At 76.1% G+C, this 25499-nt stretch carries 22 protein-coding genes; 18 read left to right on the plus strand and 4 right to left on the minus strand.

The genetic code is table 11. The annotated features are described in order from the left end of the window. Nucleotides 1-7 precede the first annotated feature (7 nt). The 15 genes from V1L54_RS12865 (at nt 8) to V1L54_RS12935 (ending at nt 17693) form a co-directional block, all read left to right on the plus strand. The gene (locus V1L54_RS12865) at nt 8-733 is read left to right on the plus strand and encodes a Pvc16 family protein (RefSeq protein WP_330118101.1); all 726 of its coding nucleotides are present in this window, start codon (nt 8-10) and stop codon (nt 731-733) included. Next, nucleotides 730-2895, plus strand: coding sequence for an ATP-binding protein (locus V1L54_RS12870; protein ID WP_443076611.1), 2166 nt, complete (start codon nt 730-732; stop codon nt 2893-2895). The genes V1L54_RS12865 and V1L54_RS12870 overlap by 4 nt, the downstream gene beginning before the upstream one ends. 159 nt (nt 2896-3054) lie before the next feature. Next, on the plus strand, nt 3055-4641 hold the full coding sequence (locus tag V1L54_RS12875) for a phage tail sheath family protein (RefSeq protein WP_330118102.1): 1587 nt from the start codon (nt 3055-3057) through the stop codon (nt 4639-4641). Nucleotides 4642-4711: 70 nt separating this feature from the next. Then, a complete protein-coding gene (locus tag V1L54_RS12880) occupies nt 4712-5158 on the plus strand; it encodes a phage tail protein (protein WP_330118103.1) in 447 nt (148 codons plus the stop codon). Continuing rightward, nucleotides 5158-5631 (plus strand): hypothetical protein, encoded by a 474-nt coding sequence (locus V1L54_RS12885; protein ID WP_330118104.1) that lies wholly within the window; start codon nt 5158-5160, stop codon nt 5629-5631. The genes V1L54_RS12880 and V1L54_RS12885 overlap by 1 nt, the downstream gene beginning before the upstream one ends. Continuing rightward, nucleotides 5628-5783 (plus strand): DUF6760 family protein, encoded by a 156-nt coding sequence (locus V1L54_RS12890; RefSeq protein ID WP_330118105.1) that lies wholly within the window; start codon nt 5628-5630, stop codon nt 5781-5783. Before V1L54_RS12885 ends, V1L54_RS12890 begins: the two co-directional genes overlap by 4 nt. Nucleotides 5784-8550: 2767 nt before the next feature. Beyond that, nucleotides 8551-8814 carry a hypothetical protein gene (locus tag V1L54_RS12895; RefSeq protein WP_330118106.1) on the plus strand — a complete coding sequence of 88 codons (264 nt, stop codon included), beginning with the start codon at nt 8551-8553 and terminating at the stop codon, nt 8812-8814. Nucleotides 8815-8922: 108 nt separating this feature from the next. After that, nucleotides 8923-9345, plus strand: a complete 423-nt coding sequence (locus V1L54_RS12900; RefSeq protein WP_330118107.1) for a phage tail protein — start codon at nt 8923-8925, stop codon at nt 9343-9345. Nucleotides 9346-9425: 80 nt separating this feature from the next. After that, nucleotides 9426-10127 (plus strand): CIS tube protein, encoded by a 702-nt coding sequence (locus V1L54_RS12905; RefSeq protein ID WP_330118108.1) that lies wholly within the window; start codon nt 9426-9428, stop codon nt 10125-10127. A gap of 3 nt (nt 10128-10130) precedes the next feature. Beyond that, a complete protein-coding gene (locus tag V1L54_RS12910) occupies nt 10131-11921 on the plus strand; it encodes a VgrG-related protein (RefSeq protein ID WP_330118109.1) in 1791 nt (596 codons plus the stop codon). Continuing rightward, nucleotides 11921-12361: a GPW/gp25 family protein gene (locus tag V1L54_RS12915; RefSeq protein WP_330118110.1), complete on the plus strand. Its 441-nt coding sequence runs from the start codon at nt 11921-11923 to the stop codon at nt 12359-12361. The genes V1L54_RS12910 and V1L54_RS12915 overlap by 1 nt, the downstream gene beginning before the upstream one ends. Then, nucleotides 12361-14313, plus strand: coding sequence for a putative baseplate assembly protein (locus V1L54_RS12920; protein ID WP_330118111.1), 1953 nt, complete (start codon nt 12361-12363; stop codon nt 14311-14313). Before V1L54_RS12915 ends, V1L54_RS12920 begins: the two co-directional genes overlap by 1 nt. Then, nucleotides 14310-14921: a phage tail protein gene (locus tag V1L54_RS12925; protein ID WP_330118112.1), complete on the plus strand. Its 612-nt coding sequence runs from the start codon at nt 14310-14312 to the stop codon at nt 14919-14921. The genes V1L54_RS12920 and V1L54_RS12925 overlap by 4 nt, the downstream gene beginning before the upstream one ends. 834 nt (nt 14922-15755) lie before the next feature. Next, the gene (locus tag V1L54_RS12930; RefSeq protein ID WP_330118113.1) at nt 15756-16550 is read left to right on the plus strand and encodes an NADase-type glycan-binding domain-containing protein; all 795 of its coding nucleotides are present in this window, start codon (nt 15756-15758) and stop codon (nt 16548-16550) included. Between the two features lie 414 nt (nt 16551-16964). Further along, nucleotides 16965-17693 carry an AfsR/SARP family transcriptional regulator gene (locus tag V1L54_RS12935; protein WP_330118114.1) on the plus strand — a complete coding sequence of 243 codons (729 nt, stop codon included), beginning with the start codon at nt 16965-16967 and terminating at the stop codon, nt 17691-17693. Here V1L54_RS12935 and V1L54_RS12940 read toward each other — a convergent pair. After that, entirely contained in the window at nt 17633-18823 is a 1191-nt protein-coding gene (locus V1L54_RS12940) for a helix-turn-helix domain-containing protein (protein WP_330118115.1), read from the minus strand. The genes V1L54_RS12935 and V1L54_RS12940 overlap by 61 nt on opposite strands. 93 nt (nt 18824-18916) lie before the next feature. Between V1L54_RS12940 and V1L54_RS12945 the strand changes: the two genes are divergently transcribed. Next, nucleotides 18917-20635 (plus strand): helix-turn-helix domain-containing protein, encoded by a 1719-nt coding sequence (locus V1L54_RS12945; protein ID WP_330118116.1) that lies wholly within the window; start codon nt 18917-18919, stop codon nt 20633-20635. 65 nt (nt 20636-20700) lie between these two features. On the opposite strand, the gene V1L54_RS12950 is transcribed toward V1L54_RS12945, so the two are convergent. Beyond that, nucleotides 20701-21708, minus strand: coding sequence for a potassium channel family protein (locus tag V1L54_RS12950; RefSeq protein ID WP_330118117.1), 1008 nt, complete (start codon nt 21706-21708; stop codon nt 20701-20703). Further along, nucleotides 21705-22934 (minus strand): cation:proton antiporter domain-containing protein, encoded by a 1230-nt coding sequence (locus tag V1L54_RS12955; protein WP_330118118.1) that lies wholly within the window; start codon nt 22932-22934, stop codon nt 21705-21707. Before V1L54_RS12955 ends, V1L54_RS12950 begins: the two co-directional genes overlap by 4 nt. A 159-nt stretch (nt 22935-23093) precedes the next feature. On the opposite strand from V1L54_RS12955, the gene V1L54_RS12960 reads away from it, so the two are divergent. Beyond that, nucleotides 23094-23783, plus strand: a complete 690-nt coding sequence (locus V1L54_RS12960; RefSeq protein WP_330118119.1) for a hypothetical protein — start codon at nt 23094-23096, stop codon at nt 23781-23783. Nucleotides 23784-23818: 35 nt separating this feature from the next. Here the strand turns inward: V1L54_RS12960 and V1L54_RS12965 are convergent, their stop codons facing one another. Beyond that, the gene (locus tag V1L54_RS12965; protein WP_330118120.1) at nt 23819-24349 is read right to left on the minus strand and encodes a DUF421 domain-containing protein; all 531 of its coding nucleotides are present in this window, start codon (nt 24347-24349) and stop codon (nt 23819-23821) included. Between the two features lie 335 nt (nt 24350-24684). Here V1L54_RS12965 and V1L54_RS12970 point away from each other — a divergent pair, with 335 nt between their 5' ends. Next, nucleotides 24685-25416, plus strand: coding sequence for a lysophospholipid acyltransferase family protein (locus tag V1L54_RS12970; RefSeq protein ID WP_330118121.1), 732 nt, complete (start codon nt 24685-24687; stop codon nt 25414-25416). Nucleotides 25417-25499: the final 83 nt, after the last annotated feature.

The raw sequence follows: 25499 nt of genomic DNA on the forward strand, positions 1-25499 counted from the left end.
GCACCGTGTGATCCACGAGGTGGACGATGCCCTGCAGTCCCTGCTCACCGAGGACGTCCTGGCCGGCACCGGCGTGGAGGTCGTCTTCGAGGCGCCCACCAGGGAGTGGGCGGCCCGGCGCAACGCGCCCACCGTCAACCTCTTCCTGTACGACATCCGCGAGTCCGTCGCCCACCGGCAGCAGGGCCGGGTGCCCGAGTACGACGCGGACGGGACGACTGTCGCGATCCACTCGCCGCCCCGCTGGTTCGCGCTGTCCTATCTCGCCACCGCCTGGACCAAGCGGCCCCAGGACGAGCACCGGCTGCTGTCGGTGCTGCTCGCCGGGCTGCTGGTCCATCCGGTGCTGCCCGCCGGCCGGCTGTCGGGCTCCCTGCGGTCGCTCGGCCTCGCCGTCCCGTGCGACATCGCCCGGCCGCCCGGCGAGGGACGGGCGCTGGCCGACGTGTGGAGCGCGCTCGGCGGGGAGCTGAAACCGTCCCTGGACCTGGTCGTCACCGCTCCGCTGTCCGCCGGCCGCCGGGTGACCGCCCCGCCGGTGACCGACGCGCTGCTGGTGCGCGCCGTCGACGTCTCCGGGGACCCGCGGGAGGCGCCGGCCCGCGAGGAGGTCCGGCGGCCCCGCTACGAGGGCGACCGGGAGGAGCCGGGCGCCCCGGCCGTCCCGGTCGGGACGCGCCGGGCGCGCGGTGAGGCCGCACGCCGTCCGCGGCCCGGGCCGGTGCCCCGGTGACGGCCGCCACGGAGGACCGGCCGGAGACGGGCACGGAACCGGAGCAGACGGGGGGCGGGCCCCCGGCGGGGCTGCTCCATCTCACCGCCCGGCTGCGGGCGACCGAGCGACGGGCCCGCCGTGCCGTCGGGGAACGCCGCAGCACCGACCCCCGGCCCGACGACCCCATGCGGGGGCTGTACCTGTCGGAGGAGGCCGTGGACCGGATCCTCGCCGCGGCCCCGCCGGAACCGCCCCCCGCCGGAGCCGGCCCCGGCGGGGCGGCCCACGACGAGGCCGAGGCGCGCGCCGACGAGGCCGAGGCCGCCGGAGCGCGGCTGCCCCTGCGTGCGCTGGCCCGCGGCTTCGCGCTGACGCCCCTGGACGTCGAGCTGCTGCTGATCGCCCTGCTCCCGGACCTCGACGGCCGCTTCGAGAAGCTGTACGGCTACCTCAACGACGATGTCACCCGGCGCCGCGCCGGCATCGGGCTCGCCCTGGAACTGGCCGGCGCCGGGCCGCTGCACACCGCGGCCCGGGCCCGGCTCGCCCCGGGCGCGCCGCTGGTGGACGGCGGGCTGCTGCTGGTCGAGGAGGAGGACCGGCCCTTCCTCTCCCGCTCGCTGCGCGTACCCGACCGGGTGGCCGCGCACCTGCTGGGGGACGACACGCCCGATCCCCGGCTGCGCGGACTGCTCGTCCCGCTGACCGCGCTGCCCTCGCCGCGGGCCGACCGGCTGGGCGACGCGCTGCGGGACGGCGTACGACTGGTGTACCTGCGGGAACGGGCCGGCGGTTCCGCCGCCTGCCTGGCCGCCGCCGCCCTGGCCGCCGACGGACGTCCCGCCCTCGGTCTGGACCTCGCGGCGCTGGCCGCCGGGCCGGACCCCGGGGCGGCGCTGCGCGCGCTGGCCCGGGAGGCCCGGCTGCGGGGGGCGGGGGTGGTGGCGGGCCCCGTCGACGCCCTCGCCGGTGCGGGCGCGGGGTCCGGTGCCGGTGCCGGGCCCCCGGGGCCGGCGGGGCTGCTGCGTACGCTGGCGGGCCTGCCCGTGCCCGTCCTGCTGACCGGCCGGTGCGGCTGGGACCCGCTGTGGGCCGAGGACGGCCCGCTGCCGCTGGCGGCGCCCCCGCTCACCGCCGCCGAGCGGGCGGCGCTGTGGCGGGACGCGCTGGACGGCGCCCCGCTCGCCCCCGGCACCGAACCGGCCGCGGCGCTCGCCCCCTTCCTGCTCGGTCCCGACCAGGTGCGCCGGGCCGCCCGCACCGCCCGGCGGCAGGCCCTGGCCGAGGACGGCGGTCCGGTCTCCGCGCGCCATCTGCTCTCCGGTGTGCGGGCGCAGAACGCCGCCGGCCTGGAGCGGCTGGCACGTCGGGTGGAGCCGTCCGTCGGCTGGGAGGACCTGGTGCTGCCCGGGGACACGGCCGCGCAGCTCGGCGAGCTGGCGCTGCGCGCCCGGCACCGCGACCGGGTGCTGGGCGAGTGGCGGATGCGTCCGGGCGGCGGACGGGGCCGGGGGGTGATGGCGCTCTTCGCCGGCGACTCGGGCACCGGCAAGACCATGTCCGCCGAGGTGGTCGCGGCCGATCTCGGCCTCGACCTGTACGTGGTGGACCTCTCCTCGGTGGTGGACAAGTACGTGGGTGAGACGGAGAAGAACCTCGAGCGCATCTTCACCGAGGCGGCCGAGGTCAACGGGGTGCTGCTCTTCGACGAGGCGGACGCCGTCTTCGGCAAGCGCTCGGAGGTCTCCGACGCCCGGGACCGCTACGCCAACCTGGAGAGCGCCTATCTGCTCCAGCGGATGGAGTCCTTCGACGGCATCGCCGTGCTCACCACCAATCTGCGCGCCAACCTCGACGAGGCCTTCACCCGGCGGCTGGACGTGGTCGTGGACTTCCCGCTGCCCGACGCCGCCCTGCGCCGGGCGCTGTGGGACCGCTGCCTGGGTCCCGTCGTGCCGCGTGCCGACGACCTCGACCTGGACTTCTGCGCCCGTTTCGAGCTGGCCGGCGGATCGATCCGGGCCTGCGCGGTGACCGCCGCCTACCTGGCGGCGGAGACCCGCCGGGCGCTGCGCACGGCCGATCTGGTGACCGCCGTGCAGCGCGAGTACCGCAAGCTCGGACGGCTGGTCCTGGCCGGCGAGTTCGCCCCGTACCCGGTAGGGCGGCAGGAGGGCTGACGGCACTCCGGGCGGGCCGCGGTCGCGGTCTGTCCCCGCCGTGCCCCTTCGGGCATCCGGCCCTGCGCCGTTCAGGTGCCCCGTCGGCCGTTCTCGCCGGGGCCGCGCGTGGGTGAGGCTGCGGAGCGAACCGGTTTGCCCCCTCGAAGAGGAGCAGGAATGCCGTCGTATCTGTCACCCGGCGTCTACGTGGAGGAGGCGCCGGGCGGGCCCCGTCCGATCGAGTCGGTCGGGACCTCCGTCGCCGCCTTCGTGGGCTTCGCCGAGAAGGGGCCCTTCCACACGCCGACGCTGGTGACGAACTGGAGCCAGTTCACCCAGACGTTCGGCGACTTCGTCGACGGGTCGTACCTGGCCCACTCGGTCTACGGCTTCTTCGCCAACGGCGGCGGCATCGCCTATGTCGTCCGGGTCGGCGACCGGAGCGGCCGGGCGGACGGCGGGACGGACGGCAAGGCGGGCGGCACCCGGGGGTCCGGCGGCCGGGCCAAGGAGCTTCCCGCCGGGGAACCGGTGGCGCTGGGCTCCTTCCGGGTCGCGGCCCGGCCGGGCGCCGGCACCGACCTCACCGTCGAGGTGACCGACCCGGACGCGGAGGACGCCGCCGACGACCACTTCGCCCTGGTCGTCCGGCAGGGCGGCAAGGAGGCCGAGCGGTTCGACGTCTCGGCCAGGAAGAACGCCAAGAACTACGTGGTCGGCCAGGTGCGGGAGAAGTCCGCCCTGATCGTGGTCACCGAGGGCGGCACGGGCACGGCGGCCCGGCCGCGCAAGCAGAGCGTGTCCGTCCCCGCCGCCGCCCCGGAACCCGGCACCGGCGAGGCGCTGCCGGCCGAGGTCGGACCGCGGGAGTACATCGGGGACGCCGACGACCGCACCGGGTTCGGCGGGCTGGAGGCGATCGACGAGATCACCATGCTGGCCGTGCCCGATCTGATGGCCGCCTACCAGTCGGGGCTGATCGACGAGGAGGGCGTCAAGACCGTCCAGCTCGCCATGATCGCCCACTGCGAGCTGATGGGCGACCGGCTGGCCGTGCTCGACCCGCTGCCCGAGATGACACCGCGCCAGGTGCGGGAGTGGCGGCAGGAGGGAGCCGGCTACGACTCCAAGTACGCCGCGCTCTACTACCCCTGGATCAAGGTCTTCGACCCGGCGACCGGCCAGAACCGCTTCATGCCGCCGAGCGGTCACGTCCTGGGCGTGTGGTCCAGGAACGACACCGAGCGCGGGGTGCACAAGGCACCGGCCAACGAGGTGGTGCGCGGCGCCGTCGAGCTGCAGACCCTCGTCACCAAGGGCGAGCAGGACCTGCTCAACCCGATCGGGGTCAACTGCATCCGGGCGTTCCCCGGGCGCGGCATCCGGATCTGGGGCGCCCGCACCCTGTCCTCCGACCCCGCCTGGAAGTACGTCAACGTCCGGCGGCTCTTCAACTACCTGGAGGAGTCCATCCTGCTGGGCACCCAGTGGGTGGTCTTCGAGCCCAACGACGAGTACCTGTGGAGCACCATCCGCCGCAACATCTCCGCCTTCCTGATGGAGGAGTGGCGCCGCGGGGCCCTCTTCGGCGCCACCGCCGGCCAGGCGTACTACGTCAAGTGCGACTCCGAGACCAACACCCCGCAGACCATCGACTCCGGTCAGGTGATCTGCGAGATCGGGGTCTGCCCCGTGAAACCCGCCGAGTTCGTGGTCTTCCGGCTGGCCCAGTTCTCCGACAGCACCAGTCTCGTCAACGAGTGACCCCCTCCCCCCTCTCTTCTCTCACCTCCCCAGCACTCCCGTCGGCGGCGGGGAAAGGCGGCAACGGCACATGGCACAGGAGACCGGCGACACGCTCGCCACACATAAGTTCAAGGTCCAGCTCGGCGGTGTCCAGGTGGAGACCGTCCAGGAGGTCAGCGGACTGTCCATGGAGCTGGACAGCATCGAGGTCACCCAGGTCACCCAGCAGGGCCAGCTGCTGATCCGGAAGCTCCCCGGCGCCCGCAAGGGCGGTGAGGTCACCATCACCCGGGGCATGGACCAGGCCAGTTCCTTCACCGAGTGGATCAAGAAGACCTTCCAGGACGGCGACGTCGACTCGGCCCGCGAGCAGCTGAGCATCATCTTCACCGACTCCGCCGGCGGCCAGGAACGGACGATCAACCTCAAGAACGCCTGGGCCCAGCGCTGGGAGGGGCCCGGTCTGAAGGCCGGCGACGCCCAGCCGGCCACCGAGCGGGTCACCATCGTCTTCGAGGACATCGAGTTCAACTGATGCGACGCAGCGCCTCCGGTGCCGCTCCCCCGCCTCCCGGCGGCACCGACTCCGACCCCTTCCCCACCGGACCGGCCGGCCCGCCGCGGGCGGCGGCGGAACCGATCAGGACCGAGTTCGAGTTCGAGCTGCCGCGCGGCTACGTGGACGAGTCGGGCACCGTCCACCGGCACGGCGCGATGCGGCTGGCCACCGCCCGCGACGAGCTGCTGCCCCTGGCCGACCTGCGGGTGAAGGAGAACCCGGCCTATCTGTCGGTGGTGCTGCTCGGTCTGGTGATCACCCGGATCGGGACGGTCACCGATGTGCACGGCGGCGTGGTGGAGAAGTTCTTCGCCTCTGACCTGGCCTTCCTCCAGGACTTCTACCGGCGGATCAACGCCGAGGGCCACACCCGGGCCGCGGTGACCTGTCCCGAGTGCGACTCCTCCTTCGAGGTCGATCTGGCGGGTGGGCGCCTGGGGGAATCGTGACGTACGCGGCCGACCGGCTCTACGAGGAGACCGCGTACATCGCCTACCACTTCCACTGGTCGCGGGAGCAGATCCTCGATCTGCCCCACGCCGAGCGGGTCCGCTGGGTCCGCGAGATCGCCCGGATCAACACACGTGTCAACGAGGGGTGAGTGACCGAACGTGGCACTGCGGCACCGTCTGGGCCTCCGGCGCTCCCGGCGCCCGGCGACCGACCCGGCTCCCGCCGCGGGCGCGCCGGAGACCACCGGCACGCCGGAGGCCGCCGGCACCGCCTCCCGTCTCCCGGCGGACGGCGGGTGGCGGGCCGTACCGCCACCGCGGCGCACCGTGGCAGAGCAGCCCCTGGTGTCCGACCCGCTCGGTTTCCGCGCCGGGCTGCCCGCCCACCGGACACCGGCGTTCCGGGGCGAACTCGGACACCTCGTCGATCCACTGGCCCCCTCGGGGCTGGTGCACACCGTCGCCCGGCGGACGGCCGGCACGCCCGTGCGGCGCGTGGTGGACACGGAACTGACACACCGCCGGGGCGGTACGGCGGCGGAGGCCGGGCAGGCGTCCGGTCCGGCACCCGGACCCGGCCGGACGCCCGGGCCGGGCTCCGCCGAGGCAGCGGAGACGGCCGGCCGGAGTCCCGCCGCCCGTCCGGCGGCGGCTTCCGGCACCGGGCTTCCGCGGTTCACCGTGAGCCGCGCCCCGGCTCCCGGGCCCGCCCGGCCCTCCCGGCTCCCGCTGACCACGGCCCGCCCGGCGGCAGTGCCGGCCCGCCGGCTCGCGGTCCTGCCTCCCCGCCGTGGTGCCGCCGGCGGACCGACGCCCCCCGCCGGCGCAGGCGCGGGAAGAGGACCGGACCGTTCCCTCCCGGCTGCCGGCACGGAGAGGGTCGGCTCGGGAGGCACCGGGCACCGGGCCGGTGACCGGTCTCCCGGCCCGGCGGAGCCCGGGACGGGTGTCCGGCCGGGTCCGGATGCCGGACAACCGGCCGGGCCGGCCGCCGCCGAGCCCCCGGCACCGGAGTCCAGGACGGGCCTCGGTGCCCCCCTGCCCGGGCTGCCGCCCTCCGCCGCACCCCGGCCGGACGGCCGGACCGCCCCGGTTCCGGGCCCGGTGCCCGGCCCGACAGTGGCCCGGCGCCCTTCCGCACCGGCCGCGCCACAGCGGACGGAGCCCCCGGCCCTTCCCCTCTCCCCGGGGCCGGACGGGCCCGTACGCCCCGGTCTGGGCGAGCCTCTCGGGGGAACGGCCCGGCACCTCCCGTCCCGGCCGGCCCCGGGCACGGAACCGCCCGGCGCCGGCACGTCTCCGGGCCCCCACCGGTCGGCACCGCCGCCTCCGCCCTCCCCGCCCCGGCCGGGGCCGGGGCCGGCCGGGCCCGGCCCCGTCTCCTCCTCTCCCCCGCCCCCCTCGTCTCCGGCTCCGCACCCGGCGCGGTCGGCCGGCCATCCCCGGGACACGGCGCGTCCGGAGCAGCCGGCGGGACCGGACCGGACCGGACAGCCCGGTACCCCGGCCGTCCAGCGGACGCCCCGCGATGCCCGGAGCGCGGGGCCCGTCCGGGACGCCTCCACCACCACATCCCCGCCGACGGCACCGGGCGGGCCCACCGCCACGGAGCCGGCCGCGCCGGGGGCGGACGCGGCGGGGGCGGACGCGGCGGGGGCGGACGCGGCGGAGTCCGTCGCCCGAATCCGCCCGACCATCGGCGCCGAGGGCCCCGGACAGCGGACCGGCAGCGGGGCACCTCAGCGGACACGGCGTCCGGGCCCCGGCCCGGACGCGCCGGTCCGGGACCCGGCGGACGCACCGGCCCCGGGAGCCGCGGACGGGGCGCTGCCACTGCCCCGGCCGCGCACCGCGGCCGGAGGCGGGAGCGAGGCCGACCCGGCAGGGAAGCCGGCGGAGGAGAGCGGCGGCGGAAGGGACGGAAAGCACCCGGTACCGGCCGGCGCACCGTCGCCCGGAGCGCCCGTACGGGTGCTGCGGCTGCTCGGCGACCGCCCGGTGCGGCCGGTGCTGGGCGCGGACACCGTGCCGGGCACGGCCCCCGCCGTCCAGCGGGCCGGCCCGGCGGTGGTCCCCCTGCGCCGGGAGCGCCCCGGTGCGGCACGCCCGGACACGGACGTCCCGGGGCCGCCCGCGCGGGGCGGCCGCTTTGGAGGCGGCCGGAGCTCCGCCGCGACGGAGCCGCCCGGCGCCCTTCCGGTGTCCCCGGCTCCGGTTCCGGCCGGAGCCGGCGCCGGGGACACCGGCCCGTCCACCGCTCCCCCCGGCGCCGCACCGGGGGACCGGGGCCGGGGTCCGGGGATCCTGCGGCGGGCACTGCGCCGCACCGGCCCGCGCGCCCCGCGCCGGGCCCCCGCCGACGGCCCCGCGGCGACCGGCCGGGAGCCGGCCGGTCCGTCCGGCTCCGGGCGGCCCGGCACGCCCACCGCCCCACCACGGGCGGCCGTACCGCCCTCACCCGCGGCCGGCGCCACCGTGCAGCGTCCGGGTGCGCCCACCGGTCCGGCCCGTCCCGGCCCGGAGTCGGCCACCCCGCACCGCACCGCGCCGGCCACGGGCCCGGCGGCCCCCCGCACGGCGGGACCGGCCACGGTCCCCCACCCGCCGACGGGCCGGCCACCGACCCCACCGACCCCGCCGAACACCCGCCCGCCGGGCCCGCCGGGCGGCGCCGCGACACCACCGGCGCCGGGCGTGCCCGCCGCACCGGCGAGCGGTACCGGTGGTGCGGCGCCGCCCACGGTCGTCGTGGCCCGGCGGGCTCTCACCGGGTCCCCGGCGGCCGCCGTACCGGTGCCGGACCCCGGACCGGCCCGTCCCGTCTCCCCCACCACCGCCTCCCCGTCGGCCGGCGGCGCTCCCCGGGCAGGCACGAACCGTCCCGCGGGCACCGCCCGGACGGCCGTCCAGCGTGCCGTGCCCGGGTCACCGGACCGGCCGTCCACCCCCGGGGCCCCGCCGGACGCCGACGCGGCCCCGGACACCGTCGCCGTCGTCGCGGGGGCCGGGACCGGCGGTGCCCCGGCGGTGCCGGACGGGGACACGGTCCTGCGGGCCCTGGACCCCCAGCACATCGACGCGCTGGCCCACCGGCTCGTCGGCCCGCTGGGCAGGCTGTTCCGGGCCGAGCTGCGGCTCGGCCGGGAGCGTGCCGGACGGCTGCTGGACGGTGGACGGTGACCCCCGCGGCCGGCGCCCGCCGATGGCCCGGCACCGGGAAGCACGGCACCGGGACGACCGAGCCGGCCACAGGGGCCGGAACGCCCGAGAGGACGGAGAGAGCGCACCATGTCCACCACGGATCCGGGCACGAGCGTCCACTTCAGACTGCAGATCGACGGCATCGACCTCGGCCCGTTCAACACCTGCACGGGGCTCGGCGTCGAGGTCGAGGTCGAGCGGCGGGTGGAGGGGGGCAACAACGACTTCGTCTGGCAGCTCCCGTCCCGGATCACCTACCCGGCCGTCACCCTCACCCGGCCCCTGACCGCCGACTCGGCCCGGGTGACGCAGTTCCTCGCCTCGCTGCCGCAGCAGGTCACCCGCGGCACCGCGCAGATCACGGCGCTGCGGCCCAACCTGAGCGAGACCATCGTCCAGTGGTCCCTGCGGGACGTGGTGGTGGTGGGCTGGACCGGTCCGTCGTTCGACCCGTCCCGCTCGGAGGTGGCGACCGAGAGCATCGAGCTGGCCCACCACGGCTTCCTGTGACCCTCCGTCCGGCCGTCCGGCCGGTCCCCGGGGAGACGAGCGGCGAGAAGAGCGGAACCACAAGCGGAAGGAAACGCGCGATGGCCACTCGGGCACGTGCCAGGCTGACGGCGTACGAGCCACCCAAGAAGCCCGGCAGGCCGCCCGGCGCGATGCTGGGGTCCCCGATCTCGTTCCAGTTCAACCCCGAGGCCCTCACCCTGAGCAAGGGCGCGCAGTGGATCCGCCACCGGGCCCGGAGCGCCCGGCAGGTGGGCGTACCGGAGTTCACCGGCTCACTGCCGCGGCGGCTGGGCGTCGAGCTGTTCCTGGACGCCACCGCCACCCATGACACCAGCGTCCAGAAGGCCGTGGAGACCCTGCTGAGCTGGTGCGTGCCCACGGCCCGGAGCATCGCGGCCAAGGCGGCGTCGGCACCGCGGGTGAAGTTCTCCTGGGGATCGTTCGACAGCGTGTCCTTCTTCGGCTACCTGGAGGAGGTCAACGCCTCCTACTCGCTCTTCGACTCCGACGGCACCCCGCTGCGGGCCACCTGCGCCATTCAGCTCACCGAGGCCGGCGACCCGACGCCCCGCCAGAACCCCACCTCCGGCTCGCCCGGCGCCCACCGCACGCACCGGCTGGTGGCGGGCGATTCGCTGGAGGCCCTCGCCCACGAGGAGTACGGCGACCCGACGGCCTGGCGGCTGATCGCCGAGGCCAACGGGATCGACGACCCGCTGCGGCTGCGCCCCGGCGCGGAGCTCCTGGTCCCGTCGGCGGACGAACTCGAGGCGAGGTGACCGATGACCGTCGGCGAGAACACCAACACCTTCGTCGTCCGGGCACCCGAATCGCTGCTCCCGCCCTGGGACGAGACGCAGCTCCGGGTGGACGTTGAGGAGAGCAACACCCTGCCGGCCGTGGCACAGCTGCGCTTCCCCGACCCGCACCGCAAACTCCTGCAGGACACCGGCATCAGGATCGGCAGACCGCTCACGGTCCACGTCAAACCCGGTGACGGCTCCGGGGAGCTCCCGCTGTTCGACGGCGAGGTGGTGTCGCTGGAGGCCGAGTACGACAAGGGGGAGGGCAGCTTCACCACCATACGGGCGATGGACCGCTCCCACCGGCTGCAGCGCGGCCGCCGGGTGCGGGGCTTCGTCGGCCGGAAGGCGTCCGAGATCGCCCGGGAGGTGGCCGCGGCGGCCGGCGTCCCGGTGGGCCGGATCGACCCGACCGCCACCGCCTATCCGCTGCGGACCCAGGCCAATGTGACCGACTGGGAGTTCCTCGCCGAACTCGCCGGGGAGAACGACCGCGAGATGGGCGTGAAGGACGGGAAGTTCTTCTTCCGCGCCCCGGTGCCCGCCGCCTCGGCCCCCAATCCCTCCGGCGCGGTCAGGGAGAGCCCGGTCGGCATCGAGATGGGTGAGAACGTGCTCTTCGTCCGCTCCTCGGTGACCGCCGTGAACCAGACCGCCCAGGTGGCGGTGCGCGGCTGGGACGTCAAGCGGAAGAAGAGCCTGCACGCCCAGCGGAAGGTGACGGCCGGCGACGGGCTGCGGATCGGCCTCACGCCCCCGGACGCGGTCGCGCCGTTCGAGCGCTCCCGGCCCTCCGAGACGCTGCTGACCGACTTCCCGTACCGGACCGACGCCGAGGTGAAGGCGGTGTCCACCGCGGCCGCCGCCGAACTGGCCGACTCCGTGGCCGAACTGGAGGTCGTGGTACTGGGCAACCCCCGGCTGCGGGTCGGCACGCCGGTCCTCCTGGACCGCGCGGGCAAGCCCTTCGACGGCAAGTACACCGTCACCGCGAGCCGGCACACCTACCGGCCGGGCGCCGGCTACGAGACCTGGGTCACCGTCAGCGGGCGTCAGGACCGCACCCCGTACGGGCTGGTCTCGGGCGCGTCCGCCGCGGCCCGCTCCCCTCGCGTCCCCGGGGTCGCCGTCGGCGTCGTCACCGATGTGCAGGCGCCGCGCGAGCACCGGAACCAGGGGTGGGTGCGGCTGAAGCTGCCCTGGCTGTCGGACGACTCGGGACGGGAGAAGGCGTACGTGACCGACTGGGTGCGCACCGTCCAGCTGGGCGGTACGGGCGGCGGCGGGGTCTTCAGCCCGGAGGTGAACGACGAGGTCCTGGTCGCCTTCGAGCAGGGGCTGCTCGACCGGCCCTATGTGATCGGCGGGCTCTACAACGGGGTCGACAAGCCCACTCCGGACTCCCTGGCGCTGGTGGACGGCCGCAGCGGCAGGGTCAACCGGCGGTCCTTCGCCTCCCGCGGCGGCCACCGGGTCGAGCTGCTGGACGCCGTGCCCGGCCCCGCCGGCGTACGGCTGCGCACCCACCGGGACCGGCTCTCGGTCCATCTGGACCAGCAGAACACGGTGATCACCGTGCACAGCGACGGCAAGGTCACCGTCTCCGCGCAACAGGAGGTCACGGTCACCGGACGGGGCATCACCCTGGACGCCGGGAGCGGCGAGCTGAAGCTGACCGGCCGGTCGGTCTCGGTGAACGCCAGAAGAGGCATGGAACTGAACGGCGGCACCAGTTGTTCGGTGAACGCCAGGATCGTGGAGATCAACTGATGGCCGAGCAGTTCATCGGGGCGGGCTGGGCCTTCCCCCTGCGTACCGGTCCCACCGGGGGCATCGCCCTGGTCTCGCGCGACCGGGAGATCGCCGAGTCCGTCCGGCTCATCCTGGCCACCGCGCCGGGCGAGCGCCCCATGCGGCCGGAGTTCGGCTGCGGGATCCACGACCACGTCTTCGCCCCCGCCGACGAGAACACCGCCGGGGCCCTCTCCTACGAGGTGCGCCGGGCCCTGGACCGCTGGGAACCGCGGATCGAGGTCACCGAGGTCGGCGTCGTCCCCGACACCCGGCGGCCCGGCACCCTCTACATCGACATCCACTACGTCCACCGCGGCACCAACGACCCGCGCAACCTGGTGTTCCCCTTCTACGTGATCCCCTCGCACGGGGCCGCCGCGGCGGCCGGGCCCGACGACCGGGGGGAGGCCCGCTGATGGCCCTGCCCTCCCCCAACCTCGACGACCGCCGCTTCCAGCAGCTCGTCGACGACGCCAAGCGGTTCGTCCAGCAGCGCTGCCCGGAGTGGACCGACCACAACGTCTCCGACCCCGGTGTCACCCTCATCGAGGCGTTCGCCCACATGACGGACCAGCTCCTCTACCGGCTCAACCGGGTGCCGGACAAGAACCACCTGGCCTTCCTCGACCTCCTCGGCATCACGCTCTTCCCGCCGGTACCCGCCCGGACGGAGGTCACGTTCTGGCTCTCCGCCCCGCAGCCCGGGCCGGTGGTGCTCCACGAGGGGACCGAGATCGCCACGGACCGCACCGAGACCGAGGAGGCGCGGGTCTTCGCCACCACGGCCGACCTCACCGTGGTGCCCTGCGAGTTCACCCATCTCCTCACCGAGGCGGCGGACGGACGGCCCGTGGAGCGCACCGACCTGGTCCTGCACGGACAGGACGTCACCTGCTTCGCCGAGGCCCCGGCCCCCGGGGACAGCATGCTCGTCGGGCTCTCCGCCGCGGTGCCCGGCTGCGCCGTGGTCCTGCGGCTGGACAGCCGGGTCGAGGGCGTCGGCGTCGACCCGCGCCAGCCCCCGCTGCGCTGGGAGGCCCACGACGGCTCCGAGTGGCGGCCCTGCGAGGTGGACGAGGACACCACCGGCGGGCTCAACCGGCCCGGCGACGTGGTCCTGCACGTGCCCGCGAGCCACGCCCAAACCTCGCTCGCCGGACGCCGGGCGGGCTGGCTGCGCTGCCGGGTGGTGCCGGCCGAGGAGGGTCAGCCGTTCTACTCCGCCTCACCCACCGTCCGCGGCGTCGAGGCGTTCACCGTCGGGGGCACCACGCAGGCGGTGCACGCCGAGACCGTGGACGGGGAGGTCCTCGGGGACTCCGGGGGCACGCCCGGGCAGCGGTTCACGGTGGGCAGGCCCCCCGTGGTCGCCGACGGCAGCCCCTTCGTGCTGGAGGTCTCCGACGGCGGCGGCTGGCAGGAGTGGACCCGGGTCGACTCCTTCGGCGACTCGCTCCCCGGCGACCGCCACGTCCGTCTCGACCCGACCACCGGGGAGGTCTCCTTCGGCCCCGCCGTGCGGGAGCCCGACGGCTCGCTGCGCCACTACGGCGCGGTGCCCCCCAGGGGGGCGCGGATCCGGGTGCGCCGCTACCGCACCGGCGGCGGACGGTCCGGGAACGTCGCCCGCGGGACGCTGAGCGTGCTGCGCACCTCCATCCCGTACGTGTCCCGGGTGGAGAACCGTCAGGCCGCCTCGGGCGGGGTCGACGGCGAGACCGTTGCGGGCGCCAGGCTGCGCGCCCCGCTCCAGCTGCGTGCCCAGGACCGCGCCGTGACGGCCTCCGACTACGAGCTGATCGCCCGCCAGGCCGCCCCGTCGGCCGCCCGGATCCGCTGCGTTCCCGCCGAGGACGCCGCCGAGGCCGGCGGGGTGCGGGTGCTCGTGGTGCCCGAGGTGGTCGCCGAAACCGGCGACCGGCTGCGCTTCGAGCAGCTGGTGCCTCCCGACGAGATGCTCGCGGGCATCGCCGCCCATCTCGACGCGCGCCGCGCGATCGGCGCCCGGCTGCTGGTCCAGCCGCCCTTCTACCAGGGCGTCACCGTGGTGGCACGGCTCGTCGCCGCACCCGGTGTCCCGGCCGGCCGGCTGCGGGAGCGGGCGCAGGACGCCCTCTACCGCTACCTCAACCCCGTGGTGGGCGGCCCCGACGGCGACGGCTGGCCCTTCGGCCGTCCCGTGCAGACCGGCGAGGCCCACTCGGTGCTGCAGAACGTCCCCGGCGTGGAACTGGTCGACGACCTCCGGCTCTTCGCCGCGAATCCCCTCACCGGGGAGCGCAGCGACGTGGGTGACCGGATCGACCTGGAACGCCACGCGCTGGTCTTCTCCTACCGGCACCAGATCAGGGTGGAGGAGGAGCGGTGACGGAGGCGGCGGCGGAGACGGCGAGGGATCCGCGTCCGGCGCCGGACGAACACACCTCCCGGCGCCTGGGGACCGAGGGACTGCCCTCGCCGCACCCCTTCGGCGCGCGGCTGCCCGCCCCCTACGCCGAGGACGCCTTCGCGCAGCGGTTCGTCTCGGCCTTCGACGAGGTCCTGGCCCCCGTGCTGGCCGTCCTGGACTGTCTGGAGGCCTACTGGGACCCCCGTCTGGCCCCCGAGGACTTCCTCCGGTGGCTCGCGGGCTGGGTCGCGGCCGACGTGGACGAGAGCCGGCCGCTCGCCGAGCGCCGCCGGGCGGTGGCGGGGGCGGTGGGACTGCACCGGTTGCGCGGTACGGCGCACGGGCTGGCCGAGCAGGTGCGGGAGTCCCTCGGTGTGGAGGTGGAGGTCACCGACAGCGGGGGTGCCGCCTGGTCGGCGGCGCCGGGCGGTGACCTGCCGGGATCCCCGGAGCCCTTCCTCCGGGTGCGGGTGCGGGGCGACGGCCCCGGCACGCCGCCGATGGCACGGCTGACGGCCCTCGTCGACGCCGGCCGTCCGGCCCATGTGCCCTACACGATCGAGCCGGCGGGCCGTGAGGAGCGGTGAGCAGCGGTGGGAAGCGGTGGGAAGCGGTGAGGTCCCGTACGCGGAGACGGGGCACGGCGGAAGAGGCCGGCGCGCGGCGGCAGCGCGCCGCGTGGCGGGGAGGGCGGCCGGATGACGACCTGTGAGCAGTGCGGCGCGGCGGTGGGCGGCGGGGACTTCTTCTGCGGCGAGTGCGGGGCCTTCCTGGACTGGAGCGGTTCCCGGCCCGCCGCCACCGGCTCTGCCGCGGCCGCGGCGGAGCCGGAGCCCGGCCCGCCGGAGCGTCCGGACGGCGGCACGAGCGGCGGGCCGGCCCTCTCACCGGGCCCGCCGCCGGAACCGCCCCGGCCCGGAGGGGCCCCGTCACCGCCGCCCGCCGCCGGTCTCCCGGACGGTTCCGCGGCCCCGGGGGCCGGTCCCGGCCCCGCGCCCGCCTCCGCCGGAGCGCCGGTGACACGCTCCTCTTCCGCCACCGGCTCCGCACCGGAGGAGGGCCCCGCCGCCGGGAGCGGGACGGTTCCGTCGGCGGGACCGGAAACAGGCCCTCCCGCCGTGCCGGAGGAGCCCCCCGGAGGGGAGCCGGAAAGAGGAGCGGGAAGAGGGCCGGAGGAAGGTGCGCGGGCTTCACAGCCCCCGGAGGGCCCGGGGGACCCCGAGGGCACGCCGGGAGACACCGGCGAGGACCGGAGCTCCGCCTCCGGTGACGCCGGGGAGGCCGTCCCCGGCGCGGACGCCGCCCGGGCCGCCGCTCTGCTCGCGCCCGCGCCGGCCGGCACCCCGCGCCCGCGGCCCCGGTCCGGCGACCGGCCGCGGCGGGACCCCGCGGCCCCGTCCGGGTCGCCGGAGGCCCGTCCGGTGGCGGTCCGCCCGGGCCGGGAGGCGGTCCGGCGCCCCCGGGTGCGGGAGGTGGTCGACGACCATGTCGCCGCCGCGGACGACGTATCCTGCCGGGAGTGCGGCACCGCGAACCCGGCCGGACGCTCGTTCTGCCGCCGCTGCGGCACCCCGCTGGACAGTCCGTCCGTCCAGGCCGGACCGCCCTGGTGGAAGCGGCTGCTGCGGCGTCGCGAGGCCCGCAGGCGCGGTCCGTCCGGACGGCTGCGGCGACCGCTCACCTGGCTGGCCCTGCTGCTCGCGCTGGCCGCCCTCGCATGGGTCGCCACCGTCCACGGCCCCTCGGCCGTGAACGCGGTGCGGGACCGGTTCAGCAAACCGTCGTCCGTGCGCCCGGAGTCGGTACGGGCGTCCAGTTCCGCCGCGGGCCATCCGGCGGAACTGGCGGTGGACGGCGCCTGGAACCGCTACTGGGCGCCGGCCGCGGACCGGGCGCCGGACGGCCAGTGGCTGGAGGCGTCCTTCGCCGCCCCCTTCCGGCTGACCGACCTCCTCTTCCACTCCGGCAGTTCGGACCGCGCCGACGAGTACCTCCGGCAGGCGCGTCCTGCCTCGCTGACCGTCACCGCCTGGGACGAGGGCGGCAGGAAGGTCGGCGAACGCACCGTGGTCCTGGAGGACCGGCCCGGCGAGCAGACCGTCCGGCTGACGGTGAGCGACGTCTCCCGGCTGCGGCTGACGGTCCGGACCGTCCACGGGCAGCGTCCGTCCCGCCTGGTGGCCCTGGGGGAGGTGGAGTTCTTCAAACGCTTCTGACCCGCGGCCGGAGGTCCCGCCCGGCTCCCGCCGCCCCCGCGGTCCGAACTCTGCTAGCTGTTCTGCCTCGCTTCCGGGCGGGTCCGGATGGTCTGCTTGGACGCGGCTGCGGCGTGACGGCCTTCGCGGTCCCCGCGGCCCGTCGGTACGGGGGGTGGGCCAGGGCCGGGCGAGTCGCGCCCGGAGGGGAGCGGCGCTGTGTACGGATCTTCCAGTAACGCCGAGCCGATGAGGATTCCCGAGGGGGGAACCGGCTTACAACACGCCGGGGGCTTGTCGCCCTGTGCGACGAGTGCGCCGCGACCGCGTCCGGCGGGGCCCCGGCCTCCCTCACCGCCCGGCCGGCCGGCCGGTGCGGAGCCCGGCACCGCCCTGGCGGGAGTCCCACGGCAGTCCGGTGCGGCCGGGGCCCCGGTGGAGATCCACTGCCTCGGCGGCCTGCGCGTCACCGTCCGGGGAGTACCGGTGGACTGCGGCGCGGTCCGGCCGAAGGTCCGCAGTCTGCTGCGGCTGCTGGCACTGCGGGCCGGCACGTTCGTGCACCGCGACACACTGCTCGCCGCGCTGTGGCCGGACCTCGACCACGAGGCAGGGGTGCGCAACCTCCAGGTCACCGTCTCCCGGCTGCGGTCACTGCTGGACGCGGGGGCGGCACGGGGGGCGGCCACCCTGCTGCCGCGGAACGAGCACTCCTACGGCCTGGCCGTGGGGCGGGAGTTCGTCTCCGACGTCCGCGAGTTCGACCGGCTGACCGACTGTCTGAGGGCCTCGGACGAGGGGCGGGTGGAGGAGCGGATCGCCGGCCTGCGGGCCGCGCTGCGCTGGTACGGCGGCGAACTGCTGCCCGAGGAGGGCGCCTCGGAGTGGGTGGTGTGGGAACGCCGGAGGCTGCGCGAGCAGGCCGCCCGGCTGTGGGCGACGCTCGCGGAGTACGAGCTGCGGCGGGTCCGGGTGTGCGCCTCGGCGACGGCCGCCGAGCGGGCCCTCGTCCTCGATCCGTACCTGGACGCGGCGTGGCGGACGCTGGTCGCGGCCCGGGAGCGGGTCGGTGACGCCGCCGCCGCGGAGCACACCCGCCGTGCCTACGGCCGTACGCTGCGCTCACTCGGGGTGGAGGGCGGGCCGGGCGCCGCGGGCCGCTGAGGAGCCTCCGGTCCGCCCCACCCCCCGGCCGGCCCGCCGAGCACGGCGGCGATGCTCCACCGGGGGTGCCGGGCGAGCCATGCCGCGGCCGTCCGCAGGGCCAGCGGCGTCCCGGCGCAGCGGTCGAGCACGGCGGCCACCGCCGCCGGTTCCGCCGCCACCCGTTCCGGGCCCACCAGCCGGGCGAGCAGGGCCTCGGCCGCCGGCCTGCCGAGCGGGCCCAGCCGCAGTTCCTCCGCGCCGCGAAGCCGCCCGCCGTACCGGTGCCGGCCGGTCAGCAGGACCGCGCCGGCCGGCGCCCGGGGCAGCAGCGGCCGGACACCGGCCGCGTCCGGCGCGTCGTCCAGGACCACCAGCAGGCGCCGGCCGTCCGTGATCCGGTGGTAGAGCGCGGCCCGGGGCGCCTCGCCCGGCGGGACGTCCCCGGCCGGAACGCCCAGACCGCGCAGGAGCCTCGCCAGCAGTCTGGCGGTGTCCGGCGGACCACCGCGGCTGGCCCGCAGATCCAGGTACAGCTGTCCGTCGGGGAAGGAGTCGCGCAGCCGGTGGGCGGTGTGCAGGGCCAGCGCGGTCTTGCCCGCCCCCGCCCCGCCCGTCACCGCCAGGACGGCCGTCCCCGTTCCCGGCGGACGGTGCGGGGCGTTCCGCAGCGCCCGGTGGAGCGCGGCGGCCTCGGCCGTCCGTCCGGTGAAGTCCGCCGGTGCCGGAGGGAGCTGGGCCGGCACCGGATCCGCGGGCGTCCCCGCCCCGTCGCCCGGCGCGCCGCCGGCACACCGCCCCGAGCCGTTCCGGACACGCGTCCGGTCCCGGCGTGCCTCGGCGACCGCGCCGAGGAAGCGCTCCCGGGCCCCGCTCGTCAGTGACAGCGCCCCGACCAGGGATTCCACGGACCGCCGCTGCGGTACGCGTACCCGGCCCGCCTCCAGATCGCGGACCGCCCGGACGCTCATGCCCGCCGCCGCGGCCAGGGCCTCCTGGGTCAGTCCCGCCTCGGCCCGGTGCGCGGCCAGCAGTGCCGCCAGCGGACTTCGGTGGCCGACCGCCCCTGCCGCCGTCGTTCCGGCCGCCGCCCCGTCGGCCGCGGCGGCGGAATTTCCGGGTAACCATAGGTGTGCACTTGGGAGTTGCACGGAAATCATTCTACGAGTTCCCGGAAGGGCAACGGGACGGCACCTTTCGATTTCCCGGGAACCTGCCCGGTCCCCCTCGACATCATGGCGGTCATGACACCCCGACACCCCCCACCTCCCGCGGGTCCGGGCCCGCTGCTGCGCGGCGCGCGCACGGCGGCGGGTCTCACCCAGCGCGAGCTGGCGGTCTCCTCCGGCGTCAGCACCCGCTCGGTCAGCGAGCTGGAGAGCGGCCGCAACCGCGGTCCCCAGCGGTCCACCGTCGAGGCGCTCGCGGACGCGCTCGGCGCCTCCCCGCGGCTGCGGGCGGAGCTGCACCGGGCCGCCACCGCGGGCCGGGGAGGCCGGGGGCGGTCCGGGCCGCCCCCGGCCTCCCCCGCGCCGGGGACCGTGTCCCCCGCCTTCCCCGCCCCGCCCGCCGACTTCACCGGACGCGGACCGGAACTGGCCGCGCTGCGCCCGCTGGCCGCAGCGGCGGCCGGCGGTACGGGGACCACCGCCGGTATCGCCCTCGTCACCGGGCAGCCGGGGCTGGGGAAGACCGCGCTGGCGCTCCGGCTCGCCCAGGAGTGCGCCGACCACTTCCCCGACGGCCGGTTCCACCTCTCCCTGGGCGGTTCCGGCACACGGCCGCTGCGCTCCGGAGCCGCCCTCGCCCGGCTGCTGCGGGCCCTGGGCGTCCCCGCCGCCCGGATCCCGTCCGACACCGAGGAACGCGGTGATCTCTACCGGTCGGTGACGCACGGCCGCGGCATGCTGCTGCTCCTGGACGACGCGGCCGACGAGGAACAGGTCAGACCGCTGCTTCCGGGCGGCCCGCGCTGTCTGGTCCTGGTGACCGGCCGGCGGGCCCTGGCCGGTCTGGAGAGCTCCGTGCGGCTCCGGCCGGGCGTCCTGTCCACGGCGGAGGCCGTACGGCTGCTGGACCGGGTGGCCGGCGGCGGCACGGTCGCCGCCGAGCCCGGGGCGGCCGAGGAGCTCGCCCGGCTCTGCGGCCGCCTGCCTCCGGCGCTGCGGGCCGCCGGGAACCGCCTCGCGGTCCTCGCCAGCCGGGCCGGGCCGGCGGCTCCCGTGCGGCAGCTGGTCGGTCTGCTGCGTCCCGAGGGGCCGCGGCTCGGCCGTCTCGGGTACGGGGGGCGGCTCCTGCGTGCCTCCTTCGCCTCCTCCTACCGGCAGCTGACGCCCGGGACCCGCCGGCTGTTCCGTCTGCTGGCCCTCGTGCCGGGACCGGACTTCGGGCCCGAGCTCGCCGCCTCGCTGGCCACGCTGCCGCCCCCCGCCGCCGGAGCGGCACTGGAGGAACTGGCCGACGCCGGGCTGCTGGAACCCGCCGCGGCCGCCTTCCGGTACCGCTTTCCCGAGCTGCTGCGGCTCTTCGCGGCCGGGGAGCTGCGCGCGGCGGACGGCCCGGCCGTCCGGGCGGCGGCCGAGAGCCGTATGGCGGACGCGTTGCTGCACCGGGCCGCCGCCGCGCTCCGGGCCGCCGGGGGGACGGCCGGAGCGGGGGCAGGGACCACGGACTTCCCCGGCGGCCGGGCCGAGGCACTCGGCTGGCTGGACGCGGAGCTCCCCAACTGGACGGCGGCCGTCCGGCGGGCCGCGGGCCTGGACGCGCGGTGCGGGGCCGCGGACGTCGCCGAGGCGATGCACCGGGTCTTCGCCTCCCTCGGCCACGATCCGTGGCGGCGGGAGATCCCCGCACCCGGTGCGCGTACCGACCGGGCAGGGCAGCGCACCCGGCCGGACCGGTCCTCCTCGGCGACCTCGGCGGCGTGTGCGGTCCCGGGCCGGACCGGCCGCACCGCGGAGTGACGGCGGACGGACCGCGGACGGGGCCCCCGGCGTACCGGCCTCCGCCCGGTGTGCTCCCGGCGTTCTCAGGAGTCCGGGCGGCCGTCGCGCCATCCGTCGCTGTGCAGGAACCCCTGGACGGCACGCCGCCGCCGGGCCTGCTCACGCACCTGGGCGGCGTACCGCTCCTCGTCGACGGCGGGAACCCCCGCCTCGTGCAGTGCCGACAGGGCGGGAGCGGGCCGCTCCCGCTCCGCCCGGGAGAAGAACCGGCCCTGCAGGTTGTCCAGCACCTGACCGAGGGCGGCCCACAGCGGGCCGGTGGCCGCCGGGTCGGGCCGGGCCCGCGGGTCCGTGCCGGCCCGCAGCAGCAGGAGGGCGTCGTCGAGGTCGGCCACGGCACAGGCGGGTGCCTTGCCGCGGACGTTCGAGTGGAAGTAGTGGACGACCGGGAAGGCCAGGTGCTGCTCCCCCATCCGCAGCAGGGGCTCGGTCAGGGAGACCAGATGCTGGTTGAACATGGAGCTGAACCCGTCGCCGGTCCATCCCCCGGCGACGATGCGCCCGGCGTCCGGTCCCAGGGCGTGGACCTGCACGGCCACGGAGCGCTTGTGGACCACCGCCTGGACCACCTGCACCAGATAGGTGAGGGACAGGGTGACCAGGAACAGCCCCGACAGCGCCGCGACGGCGGTGGCCACCTGGGCCCAGGCCGTGCCGGGGACGTAGTCGCCGGTACCCAGCGTGAAGACCGTGTAGCCGGTGAAGTACACCCGCGACCAGCCGTCGGCAGGAGCGGAGGTCAGGGAGCCGACGACGGCCCGCTCGTGAGAGGCGAAGAACAGCAGCCACCCGGCCCACAGCAGCAGCGTCCAGGTGAGGAAGGTGACCAGGAGGGTGACCGTTCCGCTCCACTGCAGCAGCCCGCCGCCCGGCTTCCTGGTGTGGGCGGCCAGGAACAGCCGCCACACTCCACGGGTCACCCATCCGGTGACCGGGCCGGTCACCCTGACCATGGACAGGGCCGTGATCGAGGCGTCGGCGAGTACGAGGAGGAGCAGGAGGCAGCCCAGGAGGGCGATGGGCGCGTTCATCCGGCGGCCTCCGTCCTCTCCCCGCCGCGTTCGCCCGCCTTGCGGTAGAGGGTCAGGCCGGTGGCCGTGGTGGCGCCGTGCACGACGGTGCTGGCGGCGACGACCAGCGTGCCGGCTGCCAGGACCGTGGGGTCGACGCCGAGCCGGTGGGCCTCCATGGTCAGGTAGAACAGGGCCGAGACCCCGATGGGACCGAACCAGCCCAGGAAGACGGCGTCCCGCCAGCCCAGGGACAGGGGGCGTTTGAGGGCGAGCAGGACCGGCAGACGGCGCAGCAGGAGTACGCCGGCGACCAGCAGGAGGCCGCTCCAGCCCAGCTCCCCCCACTCGCTCCAGGGGATCATGGCCCCGAACACCACGAACAGCGGCAGGACCAGGAAGCGGTTGACCGCCTCGTCGTTCTTGTTCTCGTCGGCGCGCTCGCTCACCGAGCTCGTCGCGTTGAAGGCCAGGCCGGAGACGAAGACGGCCAGTACGCCGTCCGTGCGGAGCAGCCCGGACGCGCCCAGGACGGAGAGGGCCAGCAGCAGGGTGTACACCAGCAGCGGGCCCGCCTCGACGTCCCTCCTGGCCTCGGCGGCGCGCAGCACCCTTCCGCCCAGCGCCCCCGCCACCACGCCGAGGGCGACCGCGCCCAGGACCTGCCACAGGGACTCCAGCAGCGCGTCGGTTCCCGACAGCGTCCCGGCGATCGCCACCGCGGCCAGCACCAGGGGCAGCGCGAGGCCGTCGTTGGCCCCCGACTCCAGGGAGAGGAGCTGCCGGGTGCGGGCGGTGACGCTTTTCTCCGCGGGATCGCCGGTGACCACGCTGGAGGCGAGCACCGGGTCGGTCGGGCACAGGGCCGCGCCCAGCAGCGCGGCGGCGCCGAGGCCGACGCCGAGCACTGCGGCCGACAGCGCCGTGGTGAGCAGTGCCATCCCGAGCATGGCCACGACCAGCAGGACGGACACCGGCCTCGCCAGGGCCCGTACGTCGTGGATCGGATAGCGCAGGGCCACGGCCATCACCGAGACAGCCAGCAGCAGCCGGGAGAACTCGTGCAGTTCCCTGTGCGCGTCCAGCACCGTGGGCAGGTCGATGACCCGCAGTACCTCCGGGCCGAAGAGGATCCCTGTCAGCAGGGCCAGCAGCGGTCCGCTCAGCGGTGCGCTCTGGATACGGCGGAAGAGGACGGCCACCCCGAGGGCGAGGAGACCCGCGACGGTCAGCAGAACATCCAGCATGCACACGCTGTTGCCCAACTCCGAGCGCGGCATGTCCGCTCGGCGTCGGCGCACCCCGGTGGCGCACTCCGGCGGCGGATCCCGGTGGCCGCCCGCGGCACGGTACCGGGGCCTCCCGTCGCGGGACTGTTCGTCCCGGCAGCGGGTAGGGGCGGCGGTGTGCCCGAGCTGCCCTCCCGTCCCCGCGACGAACGCGAGCGCTTCGCCCAGGAACTGCTGGACCGCGCCACCCCGGTGATGAGCGTGCTGGGGGTGCTGTTCCTGCTGGTCGTCCTCGGGGAGCGGCTGGCCCGTCCGGACGGCGCGCTGAGTACGGCGCTGACCGTGACCGGCTGGCTGCTGTGGGCGGTGTTCGCCGCCGAGTTCCTCGTCCGGGTCGTCGTCGCCCCCGACACCGGGGCCTTTCTGCGCCGCAACTGGTGGCAGCTCCTCTTCCTGCTCCTGCCCTTCCTGCGGGTGCTGCGGCTGGCCCGCTCGGTGCGGATGCTGCGCACCGGACGGGTGCTGTCCTCGGTGGTGCGCTCCTCCCGTTCCGCGCGCCGGGTGCTCGGCGACCGGATCGGCTGGCTGGCGGCCGTCTCCGCACTCACCGTGCTGGGCAGCGCCGAGCTGCTGTACGAGTTCGGCGTCTATCCCACCCTGGGCGAGGCCCTGCACGCGACCGCGCTGGCCGCGGTCACCGGGGAGCCGCTCGGCCGCCCCGACCCCTTCGCCAGAGTGCTGGAGATCGTGCTGGCGGTCTACTCCGTCGCCGTCTTCGCCACCCTCGCCGGCAGCCTGGGGGCCTACTTCCTCGAGTCGCGCGGCACCGGACGGGCAGCGGAGGGCGACCGGCCGGACGGGGCGTGACGGCCCCGTACCGCATACCGCACGGCCGCGGCCGGTCACCTGTCCGGTGCCGCGCCCGCCGGGTTCCGGACCTCCCGCAGAGAGCTGCCCGAACCCTCCTGGGACCGGGGGAGCACACTGAACTTGCCGTCGGTCTCCAGGACCACCGCGGCGACGTCCTCGATCGCGCCGATCCCCTGGGAGCGGATCGCCTGGTGCACCTCGCTCGCCGTGACCCGCTGCCTGGCCATCGCCCCGGTGAGCAGCCGCCCGTCGCTCAGCAGCAGCGTCGGCTCGGCCTTGATCAGCCGCCGGAAGCGTCGGGAGCGCACCGCCGCCTGCGCGTTGACGAACTGCAGGGCCACCAGGAGGGCCAGGGCGAGCACCCCCTCGGCCAGGGAGACGGTCCGGTTCAGGAGGATGGTGGCCAGCGTCGAGCCCAGGGCCACGGTGACCACCAGGTCGAAGGCGTTCATCTTCGCCAGCGTGCGCTTGCCCGACAGCCGCACCACCACGATCAGGGCGGCGTAGGCGCAGACGGTCATGACGGCCACACGCAGCAGGTCGTACCAGGTGTCGAAGAACATTGCCCACGGCTACCCGCGGGAGCCCGCCCGCAGACCCTTCCTCCCCCGTCCGCTCCCGCAACGGCACCACGCGCCCTCCCGGACGCCCGGCGCCGTGGCGTGCCGTCCGCGGCGGGACGGCGTCTGCCCCGGCGGCCGGCGGGTAGAGGTCAGACGTGAGACGGAAGAACCCGGCACCCCCGTACGGATGCCGGCCCCGGCCGGCACGGCCCCCGTCGGAGCCGGTCACGCGCGCCGCCGCCCGTACATAGACTGACCCCCCGTTCCGCCTCGTGACCTCGCGGAACGCAGCGCACCAGCCGACCCGGTACACCGGTACAGACGGGAGCCGCCCCGTGTTCTACTACGTGCTCAAGTACGTCCTGCTGGGACCGCTGCTGCGGCTGCTGTTCAGGCCCCGGATCGAAGGGCTGGAGCACGTTCCGGACGAGGGTGCGGCGATCGTCGCCGGAAACCACCTGTCCTTCTCCGACCACTTCCTGATGCCCGCGATCCTCAGGCGGCGCATCACCTTCCTGGCCAAGGCCGAGTACTTCACCGGGCCGGGCCTGAAGGGCAGACTCACCGCGGCGTTCTTCCGCAGCGTGGGGCAGATCCCGGTGGACCGGTCGGGCAGGGGGGCGGGCCGGGCGGCCATCGAGGAGGGGCTGAAGGTCCTGGGCCGGGACGAGCTGCTCGGCATCTACCCCGAGGGCACCCGGTCCCACGACGGACGGCTGTACCGGGGCCGCACCGGGGTCGCCGTCATGGCGCTGCGGTCGAAGGCGCCGGTGGTGCCGTGCGCCATGGTGGGGACGTTCGAGCTCCAGCCGCCGGGCCGGAAGCTGCCGAAGATCGGGCGGGTGACCATCCGCTTCGGCGAACCGCTGGACTTCTCGCGCTTCGCCGGGATGCAGGACGACCGCACGGTGCTGCGCGCGGTCACCGACGAGATCATGTACGCGATCATGAACCTGTCCGGCCAGGAGTACGTGGACCTGTACGCGCCCGACGCCAAGGCCGCGCAGGCGGCGGCCCGCGAGAAGGACGACGGCTCCGGCCCGGTCTCCGGGAGCACCGCGACGTGAGCGCCGCGCCGTGAGCACCGTCCCGTAACCGGGCACCGGCTCGCTCGCGGCGCGCCTCCCGCCGGCCCCCCTGGGCCGCCCCC

Origin of the sequence: Streptomyces rubellus, assembly GCF_036323805.1 — a bacterium.
In the GTDB taxonomy this organism is placed as follows: Bacteria; Actinomycetota; Actinomycetes; order Streptomycetales; family Streptomycetaceae; genus Streptomyces.

Coding starts and splice junctions, on each gene's coding strand:
- V1L54_RS12880 (WP_330118103.1), top strand. CDS start 4,712: ATGGCACAGGAGACCGGCGACACGCTCGCCACACATAAGTTCAAGGTC.
- V1L54_RS12910 (WP_330118109.1), top strand. CDS start 10,131: ATGACCGTCGGCGAGAACACCAACACCTTCGTCGTCCGGGCACCCGAA.
- V1L54_RS12900 (WP_330118107.1), top strand. CDS start 8,923: ATGTCCACCACGGATCCGGGCACGAGCGTCCACTTCAGACTGCAGATC.
- V1L54_RS12955 (WP_330118118.1), bottom strand. CDS start 22,934: ATGCTGGATGTTCTGCTGACCGTCGCGGGTCTCCTCGCCCTCGGGGTG.
- V1L54_RS12905 (WP_330118108.1), top strand. CDS start 9,426: ATGGCCACTCGGGCACGTGCCAGGCTGACGGCGTACGAGCCACCCAAG.
- V1L54_RS12915 (WP_330118110.1), top strand. CDS start 11,921: ATGGCCGAGCAGTTCATCGGGGCGGGCTGGGCCTTCCCCCTGCGTACC.
- V1L54_RS12920 (WP_330118111.1), top strand. CDS start 12,361: ATGGCCCTGCCCTCCCCCAACCTCGACGACCGCCGCTTCCAGCAGCTC.
- V1L54_RS12965 (WP_330118120.1), bottom strand. CDS start 24,349: ATGTTCTTCGACACCTGGTACGACCTGCTGCGTGTGGCCGTCATGACC.
- V1L54_RS12950 (WP_330118117.1), bottom strand. CDS start 21,708: ATGAACGCGCCCATCGCCCTCCTGGGCTGCCTCCTGCTCCTCCTCGTA.
- V1L54_RS12875 (WP_330118102.1), top strand. CDS start 3,055: ATGCCGTCGTATCTGTCACCCGGCGTCTACGTGGAGGAGGCGCCGGGC.
- V1L54_RS12885 (WP_330118104.1), top strand. CDS start 5,158: ATGCGACGCAGCGCCTCCGGTGCCGCTCCCCCGCCTCCCGGCGGCACC.
- V1L54_RS12945 (WP_330118116.1), top strand. CDS start 18,917: ATGACACCCCGACACCCCCCACCTCCCGCGGGTCCGGGCCCGCTGCTG.